Origin of the sequence: Collinsella aerofaciens, assembly GCF_015558785.1 — a bacterium.
Classification (GTDB): domain Bacteria; phylum Actinomycetota; class Coriobacteriia; order Coriobacteriales; family Coriobacteriaceae; genus Collinsella; species Collinsella aerofaciens_P.
In genome coordinates this window covers 40,754-62,031 of record NZ_JADMOP010000014.1, presented here as the reverse complement: position 1 = coordinate 62,031, position 21,278 = coordinate 40,754, and the positions used below count along the sequence as shown (strand labels likewise).

Below are 21,278 nucleotides of genomic sequence, written 5' to 3'. Positions count from 1 at the left end.
ACGGTGGCCATTATTCGGTGACCGGGATTGGTCAAAATAGTTTGACTATTAGCGGCTAAAATCGCCCGGCGCTAACACCGGGCGAGCCTGAGCTCGCGGACGAACCTCTGCACGGTGGAGTAAGAGCCGCCGTAGCCGCGCTCGGCGACGAGCCTGTCGTAGATCCGCCTGGCGGTGTGGCGCTGCTTCCTCGGGGCCCCGAGGTCGGCCTCGAGAACGCCCGCGACCCATTCCTCGTTGCCCTCGAGCGCGGGCCTGCCCCTCCTCCGGGGCATCGGCGCGGCGGGCGACATGTCCTCCATGTCGGCGTACTTCGCCACGGTGTTCCGGCTCACGTGGAGCACTCTGGCGATTTCGGACCTCGAGCGCCCGGCGGCATCCATCGACCGTATATCATTCACTGTGTCCAGGGGCACGGTCATCTCCTCCATCCTTCCCGGGCGGGCTCGCCAAAGTAACCGCCCGGGGAAACCATACGGCGAGGGCCGCGCCCCCGGTCCCCGGGGCGCGGCCCTCTTGCTTAAACTGCTCAATTTTTCGTGCTCACGGTGCTCATTTCCCAGTGATCACTCGGACCACTTCTTAGTGAACATCAACAGTTTCGCCCCGACTGACCGCCAAGGGCCAAAATGGCCCCTCCATCCCCGGGCGACTGGCTCTGGCGCGCCGAGGAGCGTCCCCAAGTGGCGGCAGAAAAGGAACGTCCCTATCTGCCGGCTAGAGGGCACCGAAGAGGATGGCGTAGGTAGTGGATTCGCCGAGCTTGAGCTCGTCGCCGGGATTGAGTTGGGCGGAACGGCCGGGCTCGACCTGAATGCAGGCGCGCGTGGCCCCGTTTACCACCACGGTTCCGTTGGTGGACGACAAGTCCTCGACGTGCCAGATATTTTGAGCATCGCACCAGATATGGGCATGGCGGGCCGAGACATCGTCGCCGACGTCGGTAATATCGCCCTCACCAGTGGCCAGCGCGCCAATCTCAACACCCTGCTCACTCGGCTGAATCCAGCGCGGGGCGCTCACGACAAAACTGTTTTGCACGCGCAGCAAGCCCAAGGGGTGCGCCGGGGCGGGTTCGCGTTCGCCCGCAGCCAGCGACATGCCAAGCGAACGCGGCGTGGATGTGCCTCCGCCACAGGTCGCGTGTGCGTAGTCGATGGAATAGTTCACCGAGGACCGCACATCCGCCGAACAACCGACGGCGACAAACAGCACCAGCACGGCCTCGGCGCGCTCGGCGGGCATGAGTTCCGCCGCCTGGGACAGGCGATCGAGCGCGTTGCGATAGAGATTCGTGTCCTGGTGGCACTCTTCGAGCGCGCGTACCATCGGTTCACCTGCAGGACCGCACACCATATTGATCACAGCCGTGGAGTCCATGGGATTGCGCTGGCGCAGGGCCAGTTGCGACATAATACGCGCAGCCGAGGTACCGTATTCGGCAAAGTAGCGCTGCTGAAGCGTGCCGACCGGCGCGCGAACGATAAAGCGGGAAACCCAAGAGCGATCGGCGGCTCGGCTCTGCGGGCTGCGGCCGTCGGCGAGCGGACGGGACGAAAGCACCAAGCCGCACAGCTCGATATGGCTCAGATGCGCCGCGCGCTTAAAGATGTCAAACATGGCCCCGCATGGGGTGAGCTCAACTTGAGATGCCATGACCTAGGCCTCCTTGGTCGTAGAAATAGAATCGGACGATACTTCGACAGGTCCGCCAAAAGTACGGGCAGCTGCGGCTCCACCGGCAAGCGGAGTCGCCATCTGGGCTTTTGTGCGTCGCGGTGCCGAAACGGGAAGTTCAAAGGCAAAGCCCATCGCAAGCAAAAACCACGTAAGCGTATAGGTTGCAACCAGAGCGGCAACAAGGCCGCCCATCACGGCGCGTTGGGAAAATACGCTACATGCAGCCACAACCAACACCGGAACCTCGCAGGCAGAAAGCGCAAGCACACCCTGCAGGAACCCCGAGCGCCGATTGCGCGCAAGTGCCCCCGTGACAACGCCGGCTATGCCTGGCAGTGCCAACGCCAGTGCGGCAATAATACCCGGTAGCGACCCAGACCACACGAGCGACCCCAAAGTCACCGTCACGCGAGCGCCCGACGCCAGCAGCGCGGCCGAAACCACGACCACAGCCCAAACCACGCCACAGACGACCGTCGCGCCGACCATCAGCGCGCGACGAACCGCGCGGCCAGACGCATCCATGGGGCACGGCGTGAGCGGCTCGCCGCGGAGCGAACGGCCGACATTTTGCGCATAGTGGTCACAAAACGCTGAGAGCGCCGCCTCGACCGCCGCCGGCTCGGGACGATCTTTTTGATGGCTGGACAGACAGGCCATCACCACGTCGAACAGCTGGGCATCGACAAACGCCAGCGCATCGCGTAGCTCTTCGGAATCCGGCTCAAGCCCTAGCTGCTGGGCCTGCTCGGCCGCGGCGAGCGCCACATCGGGCTCACGACGAAGCAGCTGAGTCAAATCACAACCGGGCGCATGGGCACCAATGGGATAGTCTGGCCGCGTGTCCATCTTGAGACGGTAGGGGCTCGCGATGTCGCGCGTCTTTTTGCGCGAACCCGAGGTGCCCGAAGTGCTCGGCGCGGCTTCGTATGGCGCGACGCCGGCAATGAGCTCGTAAACCGTGCTTGCCGCGGCATAGACGTCGATCGCCGGCGACATACGCAAAGCGCGCAGATCGGGAATATCGTCGGTGAGCATCTCGGGCGGGGCATAGGCAACCGTCGCGCGACGCAGCGTGGCATAGCGCTCGGTAAAGGATGCCTTGCCGCCGGTACCGGCCACGGCCGACGCAGGCTCAAGCGCCAGCGACGAGCCAAAGTCGATCAGGCACAGGTCAAAGGTGCCCTCGGCAAGCTGCCGGTCAAGCGGTAGACGCGCCGTGCGCACCATAATATTAGCGGGCGAGATATCGCGATGGACAAAGCCTTCACCCACCAGGCTCATACGGCAGAGCAGATCGAACAGGTCGCGACCCAGACGCGCCGCCACAAGCGGCGACAGGCGTCCGGCATCGTCCACGGCGAGTCGCGAACGCAAGCGGGCGAGCGTCTCGCCCTCGACCCATTCCATGACAATTGCAGGCACACCATCAACCTCGCCCCAGCCATAGAGGCGGGGAAAGCCCTTAAGGCCCGAAAGGGCGCGATGGCATTCATATTCCTCGCGAAATGCCGCTTTGAACTTGGCGACCAGCGACTCATGGGCGGCATCGTCGTCAAACTCATCGCGCGTCGGCAAGATGAGCTGTTTGAGTGCTACGTCCTCGCCTTGGGCGTTGACAGCACGCGTCACGCGGCCGATACCGCCACGGCGCATGGTGGCATCGTCGGCAAACAGTATCGTAAAACGACGCAGATAGGCAGGCAGTTCGTCCTGACCGAGCGCAATGGCCGGCTCAAACCCGTCGACACGCGCCAGGCGCAGGCCGACCATGGGATCGCGACCGAGCGATTGTGGTGTGGTGGATGCAAGATCGGTCATCATAGGGCAAGCGCCGCCACGTTATTGTTGAAGTTACCGAGCGCGACGTCATCATCGCCGTAATGGCCGACCCATTGACATAGGTTGGTGTAACAGCCCCACAGATTGGCATACTGCTGATACCACCTTGACCGGGGCGAGAATGTCTGACGACCGAACTCGGCTCGAATGACAAACATCTCCCCGACCAGGCTGTCGCACGGCCTGGGATCTCCCGTAGAGTTATAGGTCGAGACCACGTCATTGGCACGAGAAACATAGCCGTCGAGCATGTTGTACTTGGTCACAAGCCAACTGTGAATGCTCTCTTCCTCAGCAGCGGAAAGGCCGCCGGAGTTTGCATCGTTGTCAGTGTTGCCGCCCGTCGAGCCGCCGTTTCCAGGCCCTCCGGTAGAGGAACCCGACCCAGAGCCGCCGCCCGAACTCGATGAATCCGAGCCGGAGCCAGAAGTATCCGAGCTACCGGGCTTTCCGGACTGCTGGGCGTCCTGCTCCTTTTGCTGCTCAACCTTATTCACCGTTGCCGCCACGCTATTGTTGGACAATCGATCGATGATCTTGGTGTTGGTGAGCACGATGGTTTTGCCATTGGCAAGCGTGACTTCGTTGTCCGGGGCCTCGGCGCCGTCCGCATCGTCGGTGCCAAACACAATATGCCCGACCACACTTGCCCAAGCATATCCAGTCGTGGTGCCCAGATCGCTTTTGACCTCATGCCCCACGCGCGGTTCGCGTGCGGCATGCGCCTGCATCATGGACGGCACGGTCATGCCATAGGCAGAAACGCCAGCTATGACCAGCACCAGCGAGCACGATAGCAGTGCGTACGCCCGCGGCGCCAAGCCCAGTCGGCGTCGTATGCGCACCGCGGCGCCGCGCTTTGTCTGAGTGCCACCGGGCCGCATGCGTTCTCCTCCAACAAAAACACGCCGCTCGGGAGCGGCGCATTCATTCGAATCCATATTTGAGTGTATCAGCGAACCAAAAAGGTTGCGCAACGAATGGACAAATTAAGGATGCGAGCGGAAGCATCCATGCGATAAGCGGATACGAAGCATCTTTGTTGCACAACAAACTCACAGTCGCACGGGGAAATTATGACTACCCCGTGCGTCGCGAGGAAAACATACGGCAGGAGCAGGCTCGCCACCTAAATCGCGCGGCGGGCCTCGATGGCGCGGCCAAGCGTAAGCTCGTCGGCATACTCCAAGTCGCCGCCCACGGGAAGGCCGCTTGCCAGACGCGACACCTCGACGCCCAACGGCTTGATGGTACGGGCCAGATAGCTCGCCGTGGTCTCGCCCTCAATATTGGGGTTGGTGGCGATGATGACCTCGTGGATGTCCTCGTGGCCCAAGCGTGCCAGCAGCTCTCGAATGTGCAGCTGCTCGGGGCCAATCTTGTCCATGGGACTGATCACGCCGCCCAATACGTGGTAGAGGCCGTGGTAGCTGCCCGTGCGCTCGATCGCCTGGACATCGCGCGGCTCGCCCACCACGCAAATGCGAGTGGTATCGCGCATCGGGTCCTGGCAGATGGAGCACTCGTCGGCCGTGGCGTAGTTAAAGCAGCGGCTGCAAAAGTGGACCTCCTGCTTGACCTCCAGGATGGCCTCGGCCAGGCGGCGCGCCTCCTCGGCGTCGGCCTCCAACAGGTAATAGGCGATGCGCTGGGCCGACTTGGGACCAATGCCCGGCAGACGGCCCAGCTCATCGAGCAGTTTTTGCAGACTGTGATTCGCACTCATATATATGTGTGTCTTAGAACGGCATGCCCGGGATGTTGAGGCCGCCGGTGATGGCGCCCATCTGCTTGTTGGCGAGTTCGTTGACGCCGCGGACGGCCTCGTTGACGGCAGCCATGATCATGTCCTGCAGCATATCGACGTCCTCGGGATCGAGGGCATCGGGATCGATGGTGAGGTTGACGAGCTCCATCTCGCCGTTAACGGTCACCTTGACCATGCCGCCGCCGGCAGAGGCGTCGACGGTCTGGGACTTGAGGTTCTCCTGCGCGGCGGCAAGCTGCTCCTGCATCTTGCGAGCCTGCTTCATCATCTGCTGCATGTTCATACCGGCCATGATGGCTCCTTTACGTGCGGCCGCGCGACAAGCTGCAAGGGCAGCCGGAGCACGGCGGGACTTTCAAACTCAAAAATCGTACCACGGCGCGGGGCAAGCAAGCGGGGCGGACACACTACCTCAGTCGATATACATGTCCTGGAGCGTGATGCGCCCCCAAGATTATGCAAGGTCGAATTATGCAAGGTTGCATAATATCGCACACTCAATCTAGTAGAGCCGAATCCGGCATTTCATGTGCGCCACTAAATAGCTAAATGCCGAACCGCTGCTCGAGGCGGCGCACATGGCGGCAGGGTATAATTTGATTGTCATAGATAGCAATTTGGAGGTGCCCCATGAATGTCCCCGACGCGCTCCAAAACATCCGCTCAAAACACCCCGTCGCATATGTGGTTCTCTATCTCTTTGTCGGCTGGGCATTGCTGGTTGTCATCACCCATGCTATAGCCTTTGGAGCAGAACTGCTGATAGCCAACTCGGACCAGCCCACCGTCAAATGGGAAGCGACCGATGAGTGCACCGACGGAACCCGAACCGTTTACTACAACAGCCCGTCCCTCTACCAAGAGTTCAAGGTCAAGATAAAGGACTTCAAGATTGTCGATGCCGAACCGGGCTCTTTATCGACAATCGGAGCAACCGTCAACGCCGAGCAAGTCGAATACACGGACAGCCATGCGACGTATCGTATCGACCTCAGCATCCTAGACCGACCGTCACGCACTTGTCTGCTCGAATGCGATATACGCGGCACCACGTTGCACATGTCCGAAATACAGATGCGCCCGGACAAAGAGACCTCTTCTTGAGCAGCATACCCGCCCGCACGGTTACTCCACCGGTTTGAAGATGGTGGCCTGACCGAAGACGCTGCGGATGAGGTCTTTGGCCTCGTCCTCGGTCTGCGGGATGCTCGGGGCTGCGCCCTGGTGGCCGAAGGGGCTGCCGGCACCGGGGTTGGACTCCCAGGGAGCCGCAGGGGCGTCGTCGCTTGCGGGGGCCGTGGATGCCGCCGCAGCGGACTTGGGCGCGGGCGTCGCACCCGGCACGTCGAACGGAGGCAGATCGTCCCCGCTCGCATCGCCGGCGAAGCCGCCGACCATAGCGTCGTCGTAGGGCACCTGCTCGGATTCCCGCGGCGCGACAGGCTGAGCCTTGGGAGCGGACGCGCGCTCGGGCGCTCGGGGCGCGGGCTCGGTCGGGAGCTTACCCGTGGCAGGAGCGCCGGCGGGGTTGTCGGAGCGTAGCCAGGGGGCTTTGCCCAGGTCGGACGACTTGGGCGCGGGTGTCGGAGCAGCCGGTTTGGGCGCCGCGGGCTTAGGCGCCGACGGGGTCGATGCCGCTACCGGCGCCGCTTGCTGCTGCGGCGCGCTGGCGCTCGAGGATACAGGGGCCGCCGAGGACACGGGTTGCGGGTCCGCAGATGCCGCAGCCCGTGCAGATGGAGAATGCTCCTCATGTTGAGGAGCCGGCGTGCCACCCCCATCCAGGATATAGTCGACGGTACGACGACCGAAGACCGCGCAGACCGTCGGCAGGACCACCGACTGCGTATCGGCGCGACCGAGCATCTTAATGGCAAAAGTCGAACCCGCGGGGAACGAGACCGTGAGCTTGGAGCCGTCGTCGGCCGTGGCACGGGCGTTGAGCAAAAGCCCTGCGTAGGAAGCCTGACGTGCCTTGACACGCTCGACAACCTCGGCCCATTTGCGCTGCAGCTCTCCGGCATCCTCGACCGCGGGCGTCTCGGCAGCACCGGCGGCGGCAACCTGGGCGGCATTGTTGGGCTTGGACACCGGCACGGTCGATGCAGCAGGCGCGGGAGCCGGAGCCGCAACGGGCTGAGGTGCAGGCGTTACAGGTTTAGGCGCCGGCGCAGGAGCCGCGGACTTGGGCGCAGGCTGGGCAGCCGGAACAGCAGCGCCGCGGTCCCAAGGCATGCCGCCCTGATGCGCGGACGTAGCAGCGGGGGCGGCGGTCGCCGCAGGAGTAGCAGCACGGGCGCCCGAAATTAGCGTCGGCTGCTGGGCAGCAGCGGGTACGGGTGCTGCAGGCGCGGCGGCCTGAGCAGCAGCCACGCTCGCCGGCACCGCGGCGTTGGCGACCATGGCCTCCAAGCGTGCCACACGCTCGGCCAAGGCTTCAATCGTCAAATCGGCCTCGGGACGTGCCAGGCGCGTGCAGGCGATCTCGAGCACCAGGCGCACGTCGCTCGCGCCCCTCATCTCCAGCGCGGCATCGTCGAGCGCCGTCAGCACGCGGGCCAGACGGTCGCCCGGATGCTCGCCAAAGGCAGCAGCCTCGGCAGCAAACGCCTCGGCCTGCTCGGCCCCGCCCTCAAACAGCTCGGCACGGGCACCGGCAACGCAGGCCACATACACGTCGCGCATATGCGCCACCAAGTCGCGCGTCAGCTCAAGCAGGTCATTGCCCTCCTCGACCTGTGCGCGAATGAGCCCATAGAGCTCAGCAATATCACGCTCGGCAATAGCGCGGGCAAACTCGCCCAGGATCTGGTCCGAAACCTCGCCCAAAAGCGAGCGGGCATCGTCCGCGTGCACGGCTCCGTTGCCAAAAACGCTCAGCTGCTCCAGCGTGGAAAGCGCGTCGCGCATGCCGCCCTTGGCATGGCGCGCCACGATGGCCAGCGCCTCGTCGTCGTAATCGAAGCCCTCCTGCTCGCACACATAGGACAGGCGATGCTCGATATCCTCGTTGCCGATGCGGTGGAAATCGAAGCGCTGGCAACGCGAGAGGATGGTCTCCAGAATCTTTTGCGGATCGGTGGTGCACAGCACAAAGATCACGTGCGCCGGCGGCTCCTCGAGCGTCTTGAGCAGCGCGTTGAACGCCGCCGTCGTGAGCATGTGAACCTCGTCGATGATATAGATCTTGTACTTGCCGCGAACCGGGGCAAAGTTGACGGAGTTGATGATCTCCTCGCGCACATTGTCCACGCCCGTGCGGCTTGCGGCATCGAGCTCGTAGACATCGGGGTGGTTGCCCTCGGCGATGAGCTCGCACTCCTCGCAGGTACCGTCGGGCATGCAGCCGCTTGCGCCCTCGGCGCGCGCTGCCTCGGCATTACGGCACAGCAGCGCCTTGGCCAGAATGCGCGCCATGGTGGTCTTGCCCGTGCCGCGCGGTCCGCAGAACAGGTAGGCGTGGGACAGGCGCCCCTCGGTGATGGCGTGCTCGAGCGTCGAGACGATATGCTGCTGGCCCACCACGGAGTCGAAGGTGAGCGGGCGATACTTTCGGTACAACGATTCCATGGGTGCTCCCCCGGGTATACTGAGACTTGTTGCCGCGACGGCCATGCGGTCGCACGGCATACTGCATTCATAATAACCCGTACGGCGAGCCCGCCGCGATAGGAGTCTAAAGAGCATGGCAGACGCAGAGAGCAACCTCGTTCCCTCCGAAGCAGCCGACCAGGTCGAGGTCGCGCTCGAGGAGCAGGCCGCGGCCGATGACGGCATCCTGTACCTCAACGAGTACCAGTACGAAAACGACCTGGTCACCGACTTCGCCCGCCTGGTCGCCTCGCCCAGGCGTCGCGGCTCGCTGTATGTCGCCGCGGCAATTGCCGCGCTCATCGGCATCGGCATGCTGGTGGCCGGCGGCAACTGGATCAAGTTTGGCGTCGTCCTGATCGTGTTCGGCGCCTTTTTGGCCTGGTGGAGCAAAAACCTGCACCACACCCTCGCCCGCGACTTTATCGACGCCGTTGAGGCCGACGAGTCCATGGGTGGCCGCTATCGCCGCGTCGCCGCCAACGAGGACGGCCTGATGGTTTGGGGCAAGAGCGGCAAGTCGCAGTTCTTCCCGTTTGACAAGCTCGACCACGTACTCGACGGCGAGCGCATCTTTGTGGCCATGTTCGCCGACCAGGGCGTGACGATCCCCAAGGACACCTTCGTCCGTGGCGATGCCGAGCAGTTCGGTCCCTTCCTCAAGGCCCGCATCAACAAAAAACTCCGCATCGAGACCAAGAAGAAGAAAATGAAGGCCGAGAAGGCCGCCGCCGAGGCCAAGCAGGGCGACAAGCCCCAGGAGACCAAGGGCAAGCAGCGCAAGCAGAAGAAGAACAAGAAGAAGCGCTAGGCCGGACGCAGGGTCCAGACCCCAGACGGAGCTTAAATTGAATGTCGCCCACCCGCGCGTGCTACACTAGCAGCATCTATGCCACCGCGAACGGCTCGGCTCCGCGCCCGCCGCTCGCAAACGAACTTTAAACGCACGAGGGTTGGCCATGCCGCTTTTCTCGCAACATACCGCCCGGTTCTCGCCGGACGTTCCTTTGGAGGGCACCAGCTCTCGCGAGCTGCTCAAGCGGTACCAGCCGCTCGAGACACTTGCGACCGGCGGTTTTGGCTCCATCGAGATCTGCCGCGACACGCACCTGCGCCGCCGCGTCGCCATTAAGCGCATCCCCCTTATCAACGGTGCCGGCATGCCCGCCAGCGACATCATGGATGTCCTGCGCGAGGCGCACACTGCCGCTATGCTTCAACATCCCAACATCGTGCAGGTCATCGACTTTACGCACGACACCGCCTATGCCTACCTGGTCATGGAGTATGTCGACGGCATGTCGTTGGCCGAGTTTTTGCATCGCGTGGACGGCCACTCGCTCACCTTTGACGAGGCCGCGGCCATTGCCGACGCGCTGGGTCAGGCACTCACCTTTGCCCATGCAAACGGCGTGCTTCATCTGGACATAAAGCCCGCCAATGTGCTTATCGACCATTCGGGCAATGTAAAGCTCACCGACTTTGGCATGGCGCGGCTGTCGTCTGCCGGCGGCTTTGGCGGCTCGCGCGGCGGCACCATCGGCTACATGCCGCCCGAGCAGCTCGATATCGAGACCGGCACGGTCGACGAGCGCGCCGATGTCTTTGCCCTCGCCTGTGTGATCTACGAGGGCCTGTGCGGCAGCGCTCCCTTTATGGCGGCCACGCCCGCCGGCTCGCTCGGCCGCATCATCGGCGGCGCCACCTATCCCAGCGAGCTGATACCACACTTCCCCCCGGGAGCCGAGGCCGCGCTCATGAGCGCGCTCTCCCCCATGCCGCAGGACCGCCCCAACAGCATCGAGGCATTTTGCGACCAGCTCCTTGCCGGTCTGGGCAGCGTGCGCGAGGGCCGTCGCAGCCTGGAGCAAATGGTTGGCGAACTTTCGGATGACGAGCAGGAGCTCGACGATATCGAGCCGTCGCACTACGAGGACGACGCCATCGAGGTCGACCCCGCACTCGGCTGGGCGGGCACGCGCTGGAGCCATGCGCGCGACTACACCATGCGCACTATCTCGGCGCTAACGTGCGGCACCTATAGCTTTTTGCTGATGCAAACGGCCGGGGTCGCGGCGCTTCCCGGCCTGGTCATTGCGGCCATCGCGATCGGAGCGGCGGCTGGCCTGGCCCCCCAGATTGGCTCGGCCATCTCGGCTGTGGGCTTTTTGGTGCTCATGGCCAACGCCACCATGCAGGCGCAGGGCATCTTGTCGATGTTGCCCGTCGCGGTGATCTTTGCCGCCGCCATGTCCGGTTGGTGGATTGCCTGGGGTCGCACCGAGGCTGCCGCGAGCGCCGCGCTCACCTGTGCACTCGCGCTTGGCTGTCTGACCGGCAATACCTTCCTGGCAGCTGGGGTCGCCGCCGGCGTCGCGTCATTTTGGCTCGGCCCGGCAAGCGCCGCCGCGGCAACGGGCATGGGCGCGCTTTTTGCCCGTCTGGCCACGGTCGCGCTTTCAGCCGGAGGCGTGCTGGGGCTCGGTAACGTTGCCGCAGCGCTGGGAGACCCGCTCCTTTGGGCTGCCTTTGTGCTGGTCGCGGCAACTGCCGCAGCGTCATCTGCGCTGCTCAATACCCATGCCAAGCGTGCCGATCAGGGCTCAAACCTTGTCGCAATCGCCGCCATCGCTGTCACCGGCATCGGCTGCGCAGCGGCGTCCTGTCTTGCACACCATATGGAAATTGCCAGCCTTGCAGCCGCGGTCATCGCCAAGGCGGCGGTTGCGGGAACCCTATCCTCTATAATCGTTGGGATATGCCTATATTTGCTCGGATACCAAAGAACCTATACGGAGAGTGATCTTTCGTGAACTTCCTGAACATCTTCGAGGACCACGTGGCCGGCATCTTCGGTGCCACCCGTGCCCCGTTCTCCTTTAAGAAGCTTGCCAAGCAGGCCGCTCGCGACATGGAGGATCAGACTCTGGTGATCAACGGCGTCAACACGGCGCCGGCACTCTATACCATCCTTATCGCCGCCGACGACGATCCCATGCTCGCCCCGTTCTACCCCGAGCTTTCGCGCGAGGTCCGCGAGTTTGTGAAGGCGCAGGCCGAAAAGCGCCGCTATGTCTTTGTCGGCGAGCCCCTCGTGCGTTTTATGATCGATCCGCAGCTGCGCGCCGGCAAGTTCTCGGTCTTTGCTGAGAACGTCGATGCGCCCACGCTCGGCCGCCTGTACGAGGAAGAGCGCGCCTACCAAAACGGCCTGGGACAGAACAACTCGGCCGCAAGCCGCGCCGCCAGCGCCCCGCGCGCCGGCCAGCAGCAGTTTGCCGCCCCGCAGCAGCAGCGCCCCGCCGCCATGCCCCAGCAGCAGCCGACGCCTCGCGCCGCCGCTCCCGACCCGCTTGCCGTGGCAGACCCCTTCGCGCCTAGCGTCCCCGACCCCGCCGCCGCACCCATCCCGGTGCCGCAGACCGTCTCGCGCGACGCGCTTGCCGGCATGGGCGGAGCCGCCGCGACCGGTGCCGCCGTGGGCCTAGGCGCCGCAGCCGGCATCGCTTCCAACATGGCGAGCACTCGCGCCCCGCAGCGCCCGCTCGCCCAGCTCGTCGACGTCGTGAGCGGCGAGAGCCATAGCATCACCTCCGCACAGGTGACCATCGGTCGCGAGCGCTCAGTTTCCGACATTGCCCTGCGCGACCCCAACGTGTCGCGCCGCCACGCCCAGCTCACCTTTACGGGCTCGGATTGGTCGATCGAGGATCTCAATTCCACCAACGGCACGCTCGTCAACAACCGCCGCATTACGCGCTGCCCGCTGCGCAACGGCGATCTGCTGACGTTTGGCCTGAGTACCTTTGAATTTAGGGGATAGTCGCTTATGAACATCGATATCGTCCTTTTTGCAGGCCGCATCGTCCTGGTCGCCCTGCTCTATATCTTCCTATTCGCCGTCATGAAGACCGGCGTGGGACTTGTGCGCGGACAGCGCCGCGACTCGGCTATCTGGACGATCGATGTGGACAAGGGTCCGCGCGGTATCCGCGGCATCCACGTTGACATGCTCGGCCCCGTCATCGTCGGTCGCTCGCCATCTTCGGACATCTGCATCAACGAACCATTCGTCTCGGCCTCGCATGCGCGCTTTTCGCTGCAGGGCCCGGCGCTCATCATCGAGGACCTCAACTCGCTTAACGGCACGCTCGTCAACGGCCGCCAGCTGGTGGAGCCCGCGACGCTGCGCGAAGGCGACGAAGTCCAGATTGGCGACGTGGTCATGAAGGTGAACCGTCGATGATCGACGAGGAGAACAAGTCCGCAACTATGACCGAGGCACCGGCCGCCGCCACAGCTGCGCCGGCCCACGCCGCTCCAGCGGGCTCCGCACCCGTGGAACCCGAGGACACCGTGTTCTCCCTGCCTCTTTCGCATGTAACGCATGATATTTCGGATCTCGCCGATAACGAGGACGAAGATGATGCCGCAGCGGCGCCCATCGGCGCACATGCTGCGGAACAGCCCACAGCGCCCGAAGCAACCCCGGCGCCAGCTCACTTTGCAGAGCCCGTCGCCGCGGCAATCAACGAGAGCGCTGCGGCGTTTGCGGCACCCGAGCCCGCCGCGCCGGCGTTTCCCATAGCCCCGGCATCCGAGGTTGCGCCCGCGTCTACGCCGGCGCCCGAGCCTATAGACGTCAGCCCGCAAGACGACGAGTCGACCGCCCGCGTTTCCGAGGAGCCCGACTCCCCGGACACCGGCGATTCCGAATCAAACGCCGAGACCGACACCGTCTCTCCCGGTGACACCGCCGAGATCGACGTTGCCGCCGTTGAGGCCAAGCTCAAAGACCCCGGCTCGACCATGAGCTTTGAGCCCCTGACCGAGGAGCGCATCGAGACCGACTCGACCTATGATGCCGGCACCACCACGCAACTCATGTGGGGCGCCCGCTCCGACGTTGGCTGCGTGCGTCCGCACAATGAGGATTCCTACCTGGTGCAGTCGCCGCTCTTTTGCGTATGCGACGGCATGGGTGGTCACGCCGCCGGCGAGGTGGCCTCTTCTATCGCTGTCGAGACCATCGCCAAGACGGCCCCGCAGTCTGCCGACGCAGCACGCCTGGCCGCAGCCGTCGAGGCAGCCAACGCCGCCGTAATCGAGGCGGCCCTGAATGGCCTGGGCAAGCCCGGCATGGGCTGCACAGCCACTTGCGCCTATATCGAAAACGACACGCTCGCCATCGCTCACGTGGGTGACTCTCGCGCCTACCTGCTCCACGAGGGCACGCTCATCCGCGTGACCCGCGACCACTCCTACGTGGAGGAGCTCGTGGACGCCGGCGAGATCACGGCAGACGAGGCTCGCGTCCACCCCAACCGTTCGGTCATCACCCGTGCGCTGGGCTCGGACCCCACCATGTATGCCGACCACTTCACTCTGCATATCGAGGAAGGCGACCGCCTGATCCTGTGCTCCGACGGCCTCTCGAGCATGATTCCCGATAGCGATATCGAGAACATCGCCACGCAGTCCTCAACCGCGCAAATCTGCGTCGACAACCTAGTGGACGCGGCGCTTGCCGCCGGCGGCCACGACAACGTGACCGTAGTAGTCGTTGACCTGGTTGACGATGGCGTCATGCGCGAGGCGCAACGCGTGCGTCGCCGCAACGTTACTATCGCCGCCATCCTGGCCCTCGTCTTTGTGCTGGCAGCTGGCATCTGGGCCTACACGGGTGTCACCGGCTCGTACTACCTTGGTACCTACCAGGGCAATGTCGCCGTCTGGCGCGGCCTGCCCGGCAAGCCACTCGGACTCAAGCTCCACTGGCTCGAAAGCGAAACCAGCATCAAGCTGTCCGACCTGCCCGAAGACACGCAAAACCGCCTCAAGGCGGGCATTCCGCAAACAAGTGTCGACGATGCGCAGGACACGATATCCAAGTACCGCCACCAGATCGACGAGGAGCAGACCCGCCAGGTGATCGACGCGCAAACGATTCGCGACAACACCAATCAGGGATCGACCTCCGAATCAGATTCCGAGAAAACCGCCGAACAGTCCGCCGAGGCCGAAGCCTCCGATAAGAATTAGAAAGGGAGTGCCGCTTATGAGTCGCCGCAACACCGAGCTGCTCTTGCTCATCGCCTCGGCGTTCCCCGTCATCCTGCTATATGCGATGTACGTGCTCACCGCGGGCGCCGCCATCTCCTTTGAGACGCTCGCCGTGCCGATCGGCCTCTTTGCCGCCTTTGCCGCGGCCCACATTGCCGTGCGCATCTTGGCGCCCGGTGCCGACCCCGCCATCCTGCCCATTGTCTTTGTGCTTTCGGGCATCGGCATCACGTTCGTGACGCGTCTCGCCCCCGCTCTCGCCATCTCACAGCTCATCATCCTGTTTGTCTCGGTGGCCCTGATGGTGGGAACGCTCGCACTGGTCAAAAACCTCGACGTGGTCATGCGCTACAAGTACACCTTTGGCATTATCGGCATCATCCTGCTGATGCTGCCCATCTTTATCGGCACCACGATCTCGGGCTCCAAACTGTGGATTCGCATCGCGGGCTTTACCATCCAGCCTGGCGAGTTCGCCAAGGTCTTTATCGTGCTGTTCCTGGCCGGGTACCTGGCCGAGAACCGCGAGCTGCTCTCCATCTCCAACCGCAAGATCCTGGGCTTTAAGATCCCTCGCCTGCGACTGCTGCTGCCGCTGTTTGCCGTGTGGGGTGTGTGCCTGCTCGTCGTCGTCTTCGAACGCGATCTGGGTTCGGCCGTGCTGTTCTACACCATCTTCTTGCTGATGCTCTACGTTGCCACGGGGCGCTTTTCGTATGTCGTTATCGGCCTTGCGCTCTTAGCCGTCGGAGCCGTGGGCGCCTACAAGTTCCTGTCTCACGTTCAGGTGCGCTTCCAAGTTTGGGTCGATCCGTTTAAGGACGCCCAGGGGCAGGGCTACCAGATCGTCCAGTCGCTCTTCTCGCTTGCCGATGGCGGCCTGGTCGGTGTTGGCATCGGCAACGGCATGGCCAACAACATCCCTGTCGTCGAGTCCGACTTTATCTTCTCGGCTATCGGCGAAGAGATGGGCCTTTTGGGCGGCGGCGCCGTGCTCATCCTTTTTATGCTCTTTGCCGTTCGCGGCCTGACCACGGCTGCCCGCGCTAAATCCGACCTCGCTGCCTTTAGCGCCACGGGCCTTACGGCCGCCATCAGCTTCCAGGCCTTCTTGATCGTTGGCGGCGTAACCCGCCTGATCCCGCTGACCGGCGTCACCCTGCCCTTTATGAGCCAGGGCGGCTCCTCTCTGCTGGCGAGCTTTATCATCGTCGCGCTCCTGCTGCGCGCCGGTGACGAGGCGACCGGACGCGAGGCCGAGCTTACCGGCACCGGCACCATGGCCGCCATCACCGATGATCAGGTCGCATCTGCCGCCGCCCCGACGGGCACGCGCTTTGCCACCTCGTCTTCCTACGGCAGCGGCAGCCATTCCGTCGGCTCGCGCATGCGCCGTCGCCTGCTCGACACACCTGAATCCGGTGTGCTCGGCCGCGTGGCGCTCGCCAACCGTCTAACCCGCGCGGTGCTCGCCTTTACGGCGCTGTTCGCCATCCTTATCGGCAACCTCACCTATGTCCAGGTCATCAAGGCGAAGGACTACCAGGACATGCCGACCAACAACCACACCATCGCCCGCTCCAAGTACATCCAGCGTGGCTCCATCATCACGTCCGACGGCGTGACACTAGCCGAGTCGCTGCAGCAGGAGGACGGCACCTACGCCCGCTCCTACCCCAACGGCAACATGGCCGCGCACGTGGTGGGCTACGTGAGCCAGCAATACGGCACCGCCGGCATCGAGAGCGTCATGAACGATACGCTCACCGGCTCCAAGGATTACTCCAGCTGGAACAACGCCATCGCGTCGCTCGCGGGGCAGACCCAGCCGGGCAATACCGCCAAGCTCACCATCGACTCGCGCATCCAGACGGCCGCCGAGCAGGCGCTCAAGGGCTTTAAGGGCGCTGTGGTGGTCATGGATCCGCGCACCGGTGCGGTCCTTGCGTGCGCAAGCTCGCCCACCTATGACAACACCAACATCGATGCGCTGCTCCAGTCGGGCGGCGGCGAGGACGGCTCCATGTACGATCGTGCCATGGACGCGCTGTACACCCCGGGTTCGACCTTTAAGGTCGTCACACTCTCCGCGGCGCTCGAGACCGGCACCGCCAGCCTTACCAGCACGTACCAGGCGCCCGGCTCCATGGATATTGGCAACGCGCCGGTCACCAACTCTGCCAACGAGAGCTACGGCACCATCAGCCTGCAGCAGGCCTTCGCCGTGTCGTCCAACGTCGTCTTTGGCCAGGTGGCAAACGAGATTGGCGCCAACTCGCTCGTCCAGTTTGCCAACGCCTTTGGCTACGGTCAAAAGCTCGGTCAGGATCTGACCACCGCAGCTTCCATCATGGCCGACCCGTCGCTTATGACCGAGTGGGAGACCGCCTGGGCAGGCGCCGGCCAGCCTGTCGGCATGGACCACACGCCAGGTCCGCAGACCACCGTCATGCAAAACTGCGTGATAGCGGCGGCCATCGCCAACAGCGGCGTGGTCATGGACCCGTTCTTCGTGGCCCAGGTGCTCGCCCCCGACGGAACCGTGGTCAAGACCACGCAATCCCGCTCGCTCGGCCAGGCCGTCAGCGCCACCACGGCCGATCAGGTCAAGCAGGCCATGCTCGCGGTTGTCCAGTCCGGCACCGGCACCGATGCCCAGATTCCGGGCGTCAAGGTCGCCGGCAAGACCGGATCGGCCGAGACCGGCGGCACCAACGTCAACTCGATGTTCGTCGGCTTCGCACCTTACGATTCACCCACGGTCGCCATCTCGGTGGCCTTGGAGGATTACGACAAACACGACGTCAAGGCAGCCAAGATCGCCGGCATCGTCCTGACCGCGGCACTTGCCGCCCAAGGAGCGTGATGCCCGTGATCGAAGCGGATACTTGGGGCGCGCCGCGACCTATGAGCTAGCGGCAACGCGCCACACGGCCCCAGCGGCCACACATTCGGTACTACACACATCGTTGAGCGAATAAGTTAGTTAGGAGCAGGAATGGAACAGAGGGTCCTCGGGGGAAGATACCTCCTCAAGGATAAGGTGGGAACGGGCGGCATGGCGACCGTCTTCCGTGCGCAAGATCAGGTCCTCGACCGCACGGTTGCCGTCAAGATCATGCTGCCGCAGTATGCCGGCGACGCCACCTTCGCCGCCCGCTTTAAGCAGGAGGCCCAGGCAGCAGCAGGTCTCTCCTCCCCCTATATCGTGGGCGTCTACGATTGGGGCAAGGATGGCGATACCTACTACATCGTCATGGAGTACCTGCGCGGTACCGACCTTAAGAGCGGCATCAAGAGCCACGGCGCCCTCGATCCAAAGAAGGTCGCGCAGATCGGCTCGCAGATCAGCTCCGCGCTTTCGGTCGCCCACAAGCACGAGATCATCCACCGCGACATTAAGCCGCAAAACATCATGGTGCTGCCCGACGGCAACATCAAGGTCATGGACTTTGGCATCGCGCGCGCAAAGAACAGCCACCTCACGCAGGACAACAATGTACTGGGCACCGCCCACTACGTAAGCCCCGAGCAAACGCGCGGCCAGGACCTCGGTCCCACTTCGGATATCTACTCGCTGGGTGTCGTCATGTACGAGTGCGCCACCGGTCGCGTCCCCTTTGACGGCGACGACGCCATCTCAGTTGCGCTCAAGCAGGTAAACGAACTGCCGGTTCCGCCGAGCCAAGTCAACTCCGGCGTCGATGCCGATCTGGAGCGCATCATCCTCAAGTGCATGGAAAAGGACCCGGCGAACCGCTTCCAGACGGCAGACGAGCTGCGCCAGGTGCTCAACAACTACCTGTCCGGCCGCGCCGTCAACGTCTCCGAGCCCACGCGCATCATTGGCGCCGCGGGCGACCTGGGCGCTACCAAGACCCGTGAGCTGTCTGACTCCACGCGCGCTATGGTTCGCCCCGTATCGGGCGTAAGCGGACAGACCAACCCCCGCAGCGCCGTCTCGGGTTCCACCGGTTCCTACGAGGTCGATCAGCCCAAGTCCAACAAGAACAAGATTATCGCCGCCGTAGTCGCCGCAATCGCCGTGGTTGGCGTTGTGGTGGCCTTCGCCACCGGGCTCTTTGGGGGCGAGCAGGTTACGGTGCCCGATGTGCTTAACAAGGACCAGCAGACCGCTATCGAGCTGATCAAGGAGGCCGGCCTTGAGGTCGGAACTGTCGACCAGAGCTATAACGACGATGTCGACGAGGGCAAGGTTGCCGAGCAGACCCCCAACGGCAACACTAAGAAGCCCAAGGGCTCCAAGGTGAACCTGGTGATCTCCAAGGGCCCCAAGCCCTCCGAGAAAGTTGAGGTTCCGCAGCTCGTCGGCCTAACCAAGGACCAGGCCGAGGCCGCGCTGGCAAGCGTGGGCCTGAAGGGCAACGCAACCGAGGAGGCCAACGAGGCCGACGAAGGCCAGGTCTTTGAGCAGGGCACTGATGCCGGCAAGGAAGTCGAGAAGGGCACGACCATCTCGTATAAGGTCTCCAGCGGTCCTGACACCACCTCCGTCCCCGATCTGACCGACATGACCGAGGCCCAGGCACGCAACGCTCTCGACATGGCTGGCTTTGGCGTCGACGTGAGCTACCAGGAAAACGACTCGGTTACCGAGGGCACCGTAATTAGCTGGAACCCTAGCGGCAAGCAGAAGCCCGGTGCCACGATCACCGTCGTCATCGCCAAGAAGTCCGGCAAGGCCAGCGTCCCGGGTAACCTGTACGGCAAGAGCATCTCCGCCGCCGTCACCGCGCTCAACAACGCCGGTTTCTACAACATCGCATTCTGCGATCAGAACGGCAACCCCGTGAGCGGCAACGAAAACGCCACCGTTACGGGCGTCTCCCCCACCGGCAAGCAGTCCACCGACAGCACGATCACGCTGACGGTTTCGCTTTCTGGCTCTGCCTCGGGTGACGATTCCGACACGACGACTAACTAGTCGACAACCCATCACCTGCAGCGGCTATGGCCGCAAACATATTCGCTCAACGGCGCCCGCTTGCTCCCCAGCAAGCGGGCGCGTTATTTATCGACAGGCCAGGGCTCCATAGCAACGCAAAGAGGCCCGCAAAAGCGAGCCTCTCAGGTAACAACAGATATGTGATGCAGTAATTACTAGCCGCAGAACTTCACCATGGTCTCGACCATGGACTCTTGCCTATAGACAAAATGTCCAGAAGCAAGGAGATGAAAGAGTAAGGACAACGCCCTCTAAAAGAAGGCCGTATATGAAGATTGCATATCCCTTTTGCCTTCATATACTCAAGAAGCACCCCTCGAAGCGCTCCTGAGAGGCCCCCTTGGATGCAACCCAGGGGATCCAGATTCTGGTAGACATCGGCACAGCAAAATCCTGCCGCGCAGGCACGAACGGACATCTTGACTCCCAACGCAATGCGGGGCGCCCCAAGACACCCCGCCACGACAAAAAACTAGTTCTCGTAGACCAGCGGGTGGCCCCAACTGCCCTCGATCTTGCAGGTCTGCGCCGCAAAACCGGCAGCGAAGTCCAAGCTCTCGCGAATTGCGGCCTCGCCGCACTCGCCGGCCTTCTTCTTGGAAAGATAGGTGACCAAAAACGCCGTCAGCAGTGAATCGCCGGCCGCCATAGCGTCTTTGAGCTCCTCGGGCGCCACGGGCTTGATGCCCTGCTCGTAGAAGTTTTCGCCGTCATAGGCGACGGAACCCTTGCTCCCGCGCGACGCGCATACGATTTGAGGGCCAAGGGCCTTCACCCACTCGAGCTTCGCCTTGATATCCTCCAGGGAAGCGTCGCCCATGGACATAAAGGCGTACGTCACAAATGGCGCAATCTGCTCGAAGTACTCGTCGGTGGAGTCATCGGAGAAGTCGAAGCTGATAGGCACACCGGCAGCCTTGATCTTGGGGAGCTCGCGCTCGGTGAAGCAGTAGTTGCCGCTGTGCACCAAATCGAAGCCGCTGACGTACTCGGCGGCGAAGCGGTCTATCACGTAGCGCATGTCGCCACGTATGCCGCCTTCATTGGAGCCCAGGAAGATACGGTCCCCGGTCTTGTCAACGGTCACGCGAGCGGCGCCGTTGACGCCCAGGACCTGCTGGCAGCGAAGAAGCTCGACGCCCTCGTCCTCAAGCGATGCTATAACGTGCTCGGCCTCCTCATCTGATCCGAAGATTCCCATGTAGGCGCTGCGATCGACACCGAGCTTCTTGGCGAAGACGGCGAAGTTGACTGCGTTGCCGCCGGGATACATAGTCTTGATATGCTCGTACTTATCGACAACGTTGTCTCCAAAGCCGAGCACGCTTATAGGATAGGCTGCCATGGTTATCTCCATTCAGGTAAACC

The 21,278-nt window shown here is 63.2% G+C and carries 16 protein-coding genes; 8 read left to right on the top strand and 8 right to left on the bottom strand.

What is annotated here, in order from left to right; genetic code table 11:
* Nucleotides 1-71: 71 nt before the first annotated feature.
* The 6 genes from I2G40_RS07500 to I2G40_RS07475 form a co-directional block, all read right to left on the bottom strand.
* Complete coding sequence (locus I2G40_RS07500; protein WP_195544679.1) at nt 72-422, bottom strand: hypothetical protein; 351 nt, start codon at nt 420-422, stop codon at nt 72-74.
* Nucleotides 423-717: 295 nt separating this feature from the next.
* The gene (locus I2G40_RS07495) at nt 718-1,656 is read right to left on the bottom strand and encodes an FHA domain-containing protein (RefSeq protein WP_195544678.1); all 939 of its coding nucleotides are present in this window, start codon (nt 1,654-1,656) and stop codon (nt 718-720) included.
* A gap of 3 nt (nt 1,657-1,659) precedes the next feature.
* Entirely contained in the window at nt 1,660-3,504 is a 1,845-nt protein-coding gene (locus I2G40_RS07490) for a serine/threonine protein kinase (RefSeq protein ID WP_195544677.1), read from the bottom strand.
* Nucleotides 3,501-4,406 (bottom strand): hypothetical protein, encoded by a 906-nt coding sequence (locus tag I2G40_RS07485; protein ID WP_055285294.1) that lies wholly within the window; start codon nt 4,404-4,406, stop codon nt 3,501-3,503. The genes I2G40_RS07490 and I2G40_RS07485 overlap by 4 nt, the downstream gene beginning before the upstream one ends.
* 245 nt (nt 4,407-4,651) lie before the next feature.
* Entirely contained in the window at nt 4,652-5,248 is a 597-nt protein-coding gene (recR, locus tag I2G40_RS07480) for a recombination mediator RecR (protein WP_006235173.1), read from the bottom strand.
* Nucleotides 5,249-5,261: 13 nt separating this feature from the next.
* Entirely contained in the window at nt 5,262-5,582 is a 321-nt protein-coding gene (locus I2G40_RS07475; RefSeq protein WP_006235174.1) for a YbaB/EbfC family nucleoid-associated protein, read from the bottom strand.
* Between the two features lie 338 nt (nt 5,583-5,920).
* Between I2G40_RS07475 and I2G40_RS07470 the strand changes: the two genes are divergently transcribed.
* Nucleotides 5,921-6,394: a hypothetical protein gene (locus I2G40_RS07470; RefSeq protein WP_195544676.1), complete on the top strand. Its 474-nt coding sequence runs from the start codon at nt 5,921-5,923 to the stop codon at nt 6,392-6,394.
* Between the two features lie 21 nt (nt 6,395-6,415).
* Here the strand turns inward: I2G40_RS07470 and dnaX are convergent, their stop codons facing one another.
* Nucleotides 6,416-8,860 (bottom strand): DNA polymerase III subunit gamma/tau, encoded by a 2,445-nt coding sequence (dnaX, locus tag I2G40_RS07465; protein WP_195544675.1) that lies wholly within the window; start codon nt 8,858-8,860, stop codon nt 6,416-6,418.
* A 115-nt stretch (nt 8,861-8,975) separates the two neighbouring features.
* Here dnaX and I2G40_RS07460 point away from each other — a divergent pair, with 115 nt between their 5' ends.
* The 7 genes from I2G40_RS07460 (at nt 8,976) to pknB (ending at nt 19,889) form a co-directional block, all read left to right on the top strand.
* Entirely contained in the window at nt 8,976-9,692 is a 717-nt protein-coding gene (locus I2G40_RS07460; RefSeq protein WP_195544674.1) for a hypothetical protein, read from the top strand.
* Nucleotides 9,693-9,840: 148 nt separating this feature from the next.
* Complete coding sequence (locus tag I2G40_RS07455) at nt 9,841-11,694, top strand: serine/threonine-protein kinase (protein WP_195544673.1); 1,854 nt, start codon at nt 9,841-9,843, stop codon at nt 11,692-11,694.
* Nucleotides 11,691-12,704: an FhaA domain-containing protein gene (locus I2G40_RS07450; protein ID WP_035136732.1), complete on the top strand. Its 1,014-nt coding sequence runs from the start codon at nt 11,691-11,693 to the stop codon at nt 12,702-12,704. Before I2G40_RS07455 ends, I2G40_RS07450 begins: the two co-directional genes overlap by 4 nt.
* Before the next feature lie 6 nt (nt 12,705-12,710).
* Nucleotides 12,711-13,127 carry an FHA domain-containing protein gene (locus tag I2G40_RS07445; protein WP_006235180.1) on the top strand — a complete coding sequence of 139 codons (417 nt, stop codon included), beginning with the start codon at nt 12,711-12,713 and terminating at the stop codon, nt 13,125-13,127.
* Nucleotides 13,124-14,923: a Stp1/IreP family PP2C-type Ser/Thr phosphatase gene (locus I2G40_RS07440; RefSeq protein WP_195544672.1), complete on the top strand. Its 1,800-nt coding sequence runs from the start codon at nt 13,124-13,126 to the stop codon at nt 14,921-14,923. The genes I2G40_RS07445 and I2G40_RS07440 overlap by 4 nt, the downstream gene beginning before the upstream one ends.
* 16 nt (nt 14,924-14,939) lie before the next feature.
* The gene (locus I2G40_RS07435) at nt 14,940-17,810 is read left to right on the top strand and encodes an FtsW/RodA/SpoVE family cell cycle protein (RefSeq protein WP_195544671.1); all 2,871 of its coding nucleotides are present in this window, start codon (nt 14,940-14,942) and stop codon (nt 17,808-17,810) included.
* 132 nt (nt 17,811-17,942) lie between these two features.
* Entirely contained in the window at nt 17,943-19,889 is a 1,947-nt protein-coding gene (gene pknB / locus I2G40_RS07430) for a Stk1 family PASTA domain-containing Ser/Thr kinase (protein ID WP_195544670.1), read from the top strand.
* A 493-nt stretch (nt 19,890-20,382) separates the two neighbouring features.
* Here pknB and I2G40_RS07425 read toward each other — a convergent pair whose 3' ends face one another.
* Complete coding sequence (locus I2G40_RS07425) at nt 20,383-21,255, bottom strand: PfkB family carbohydrate kinase (protein WP_195233870.1); 873 nt, start codon at nt 21,253-21,255, stop codon at nt 20,383-20,385.
* Nucleotides 21,256-21,278 lie beyond the last annotated feature (23 nt).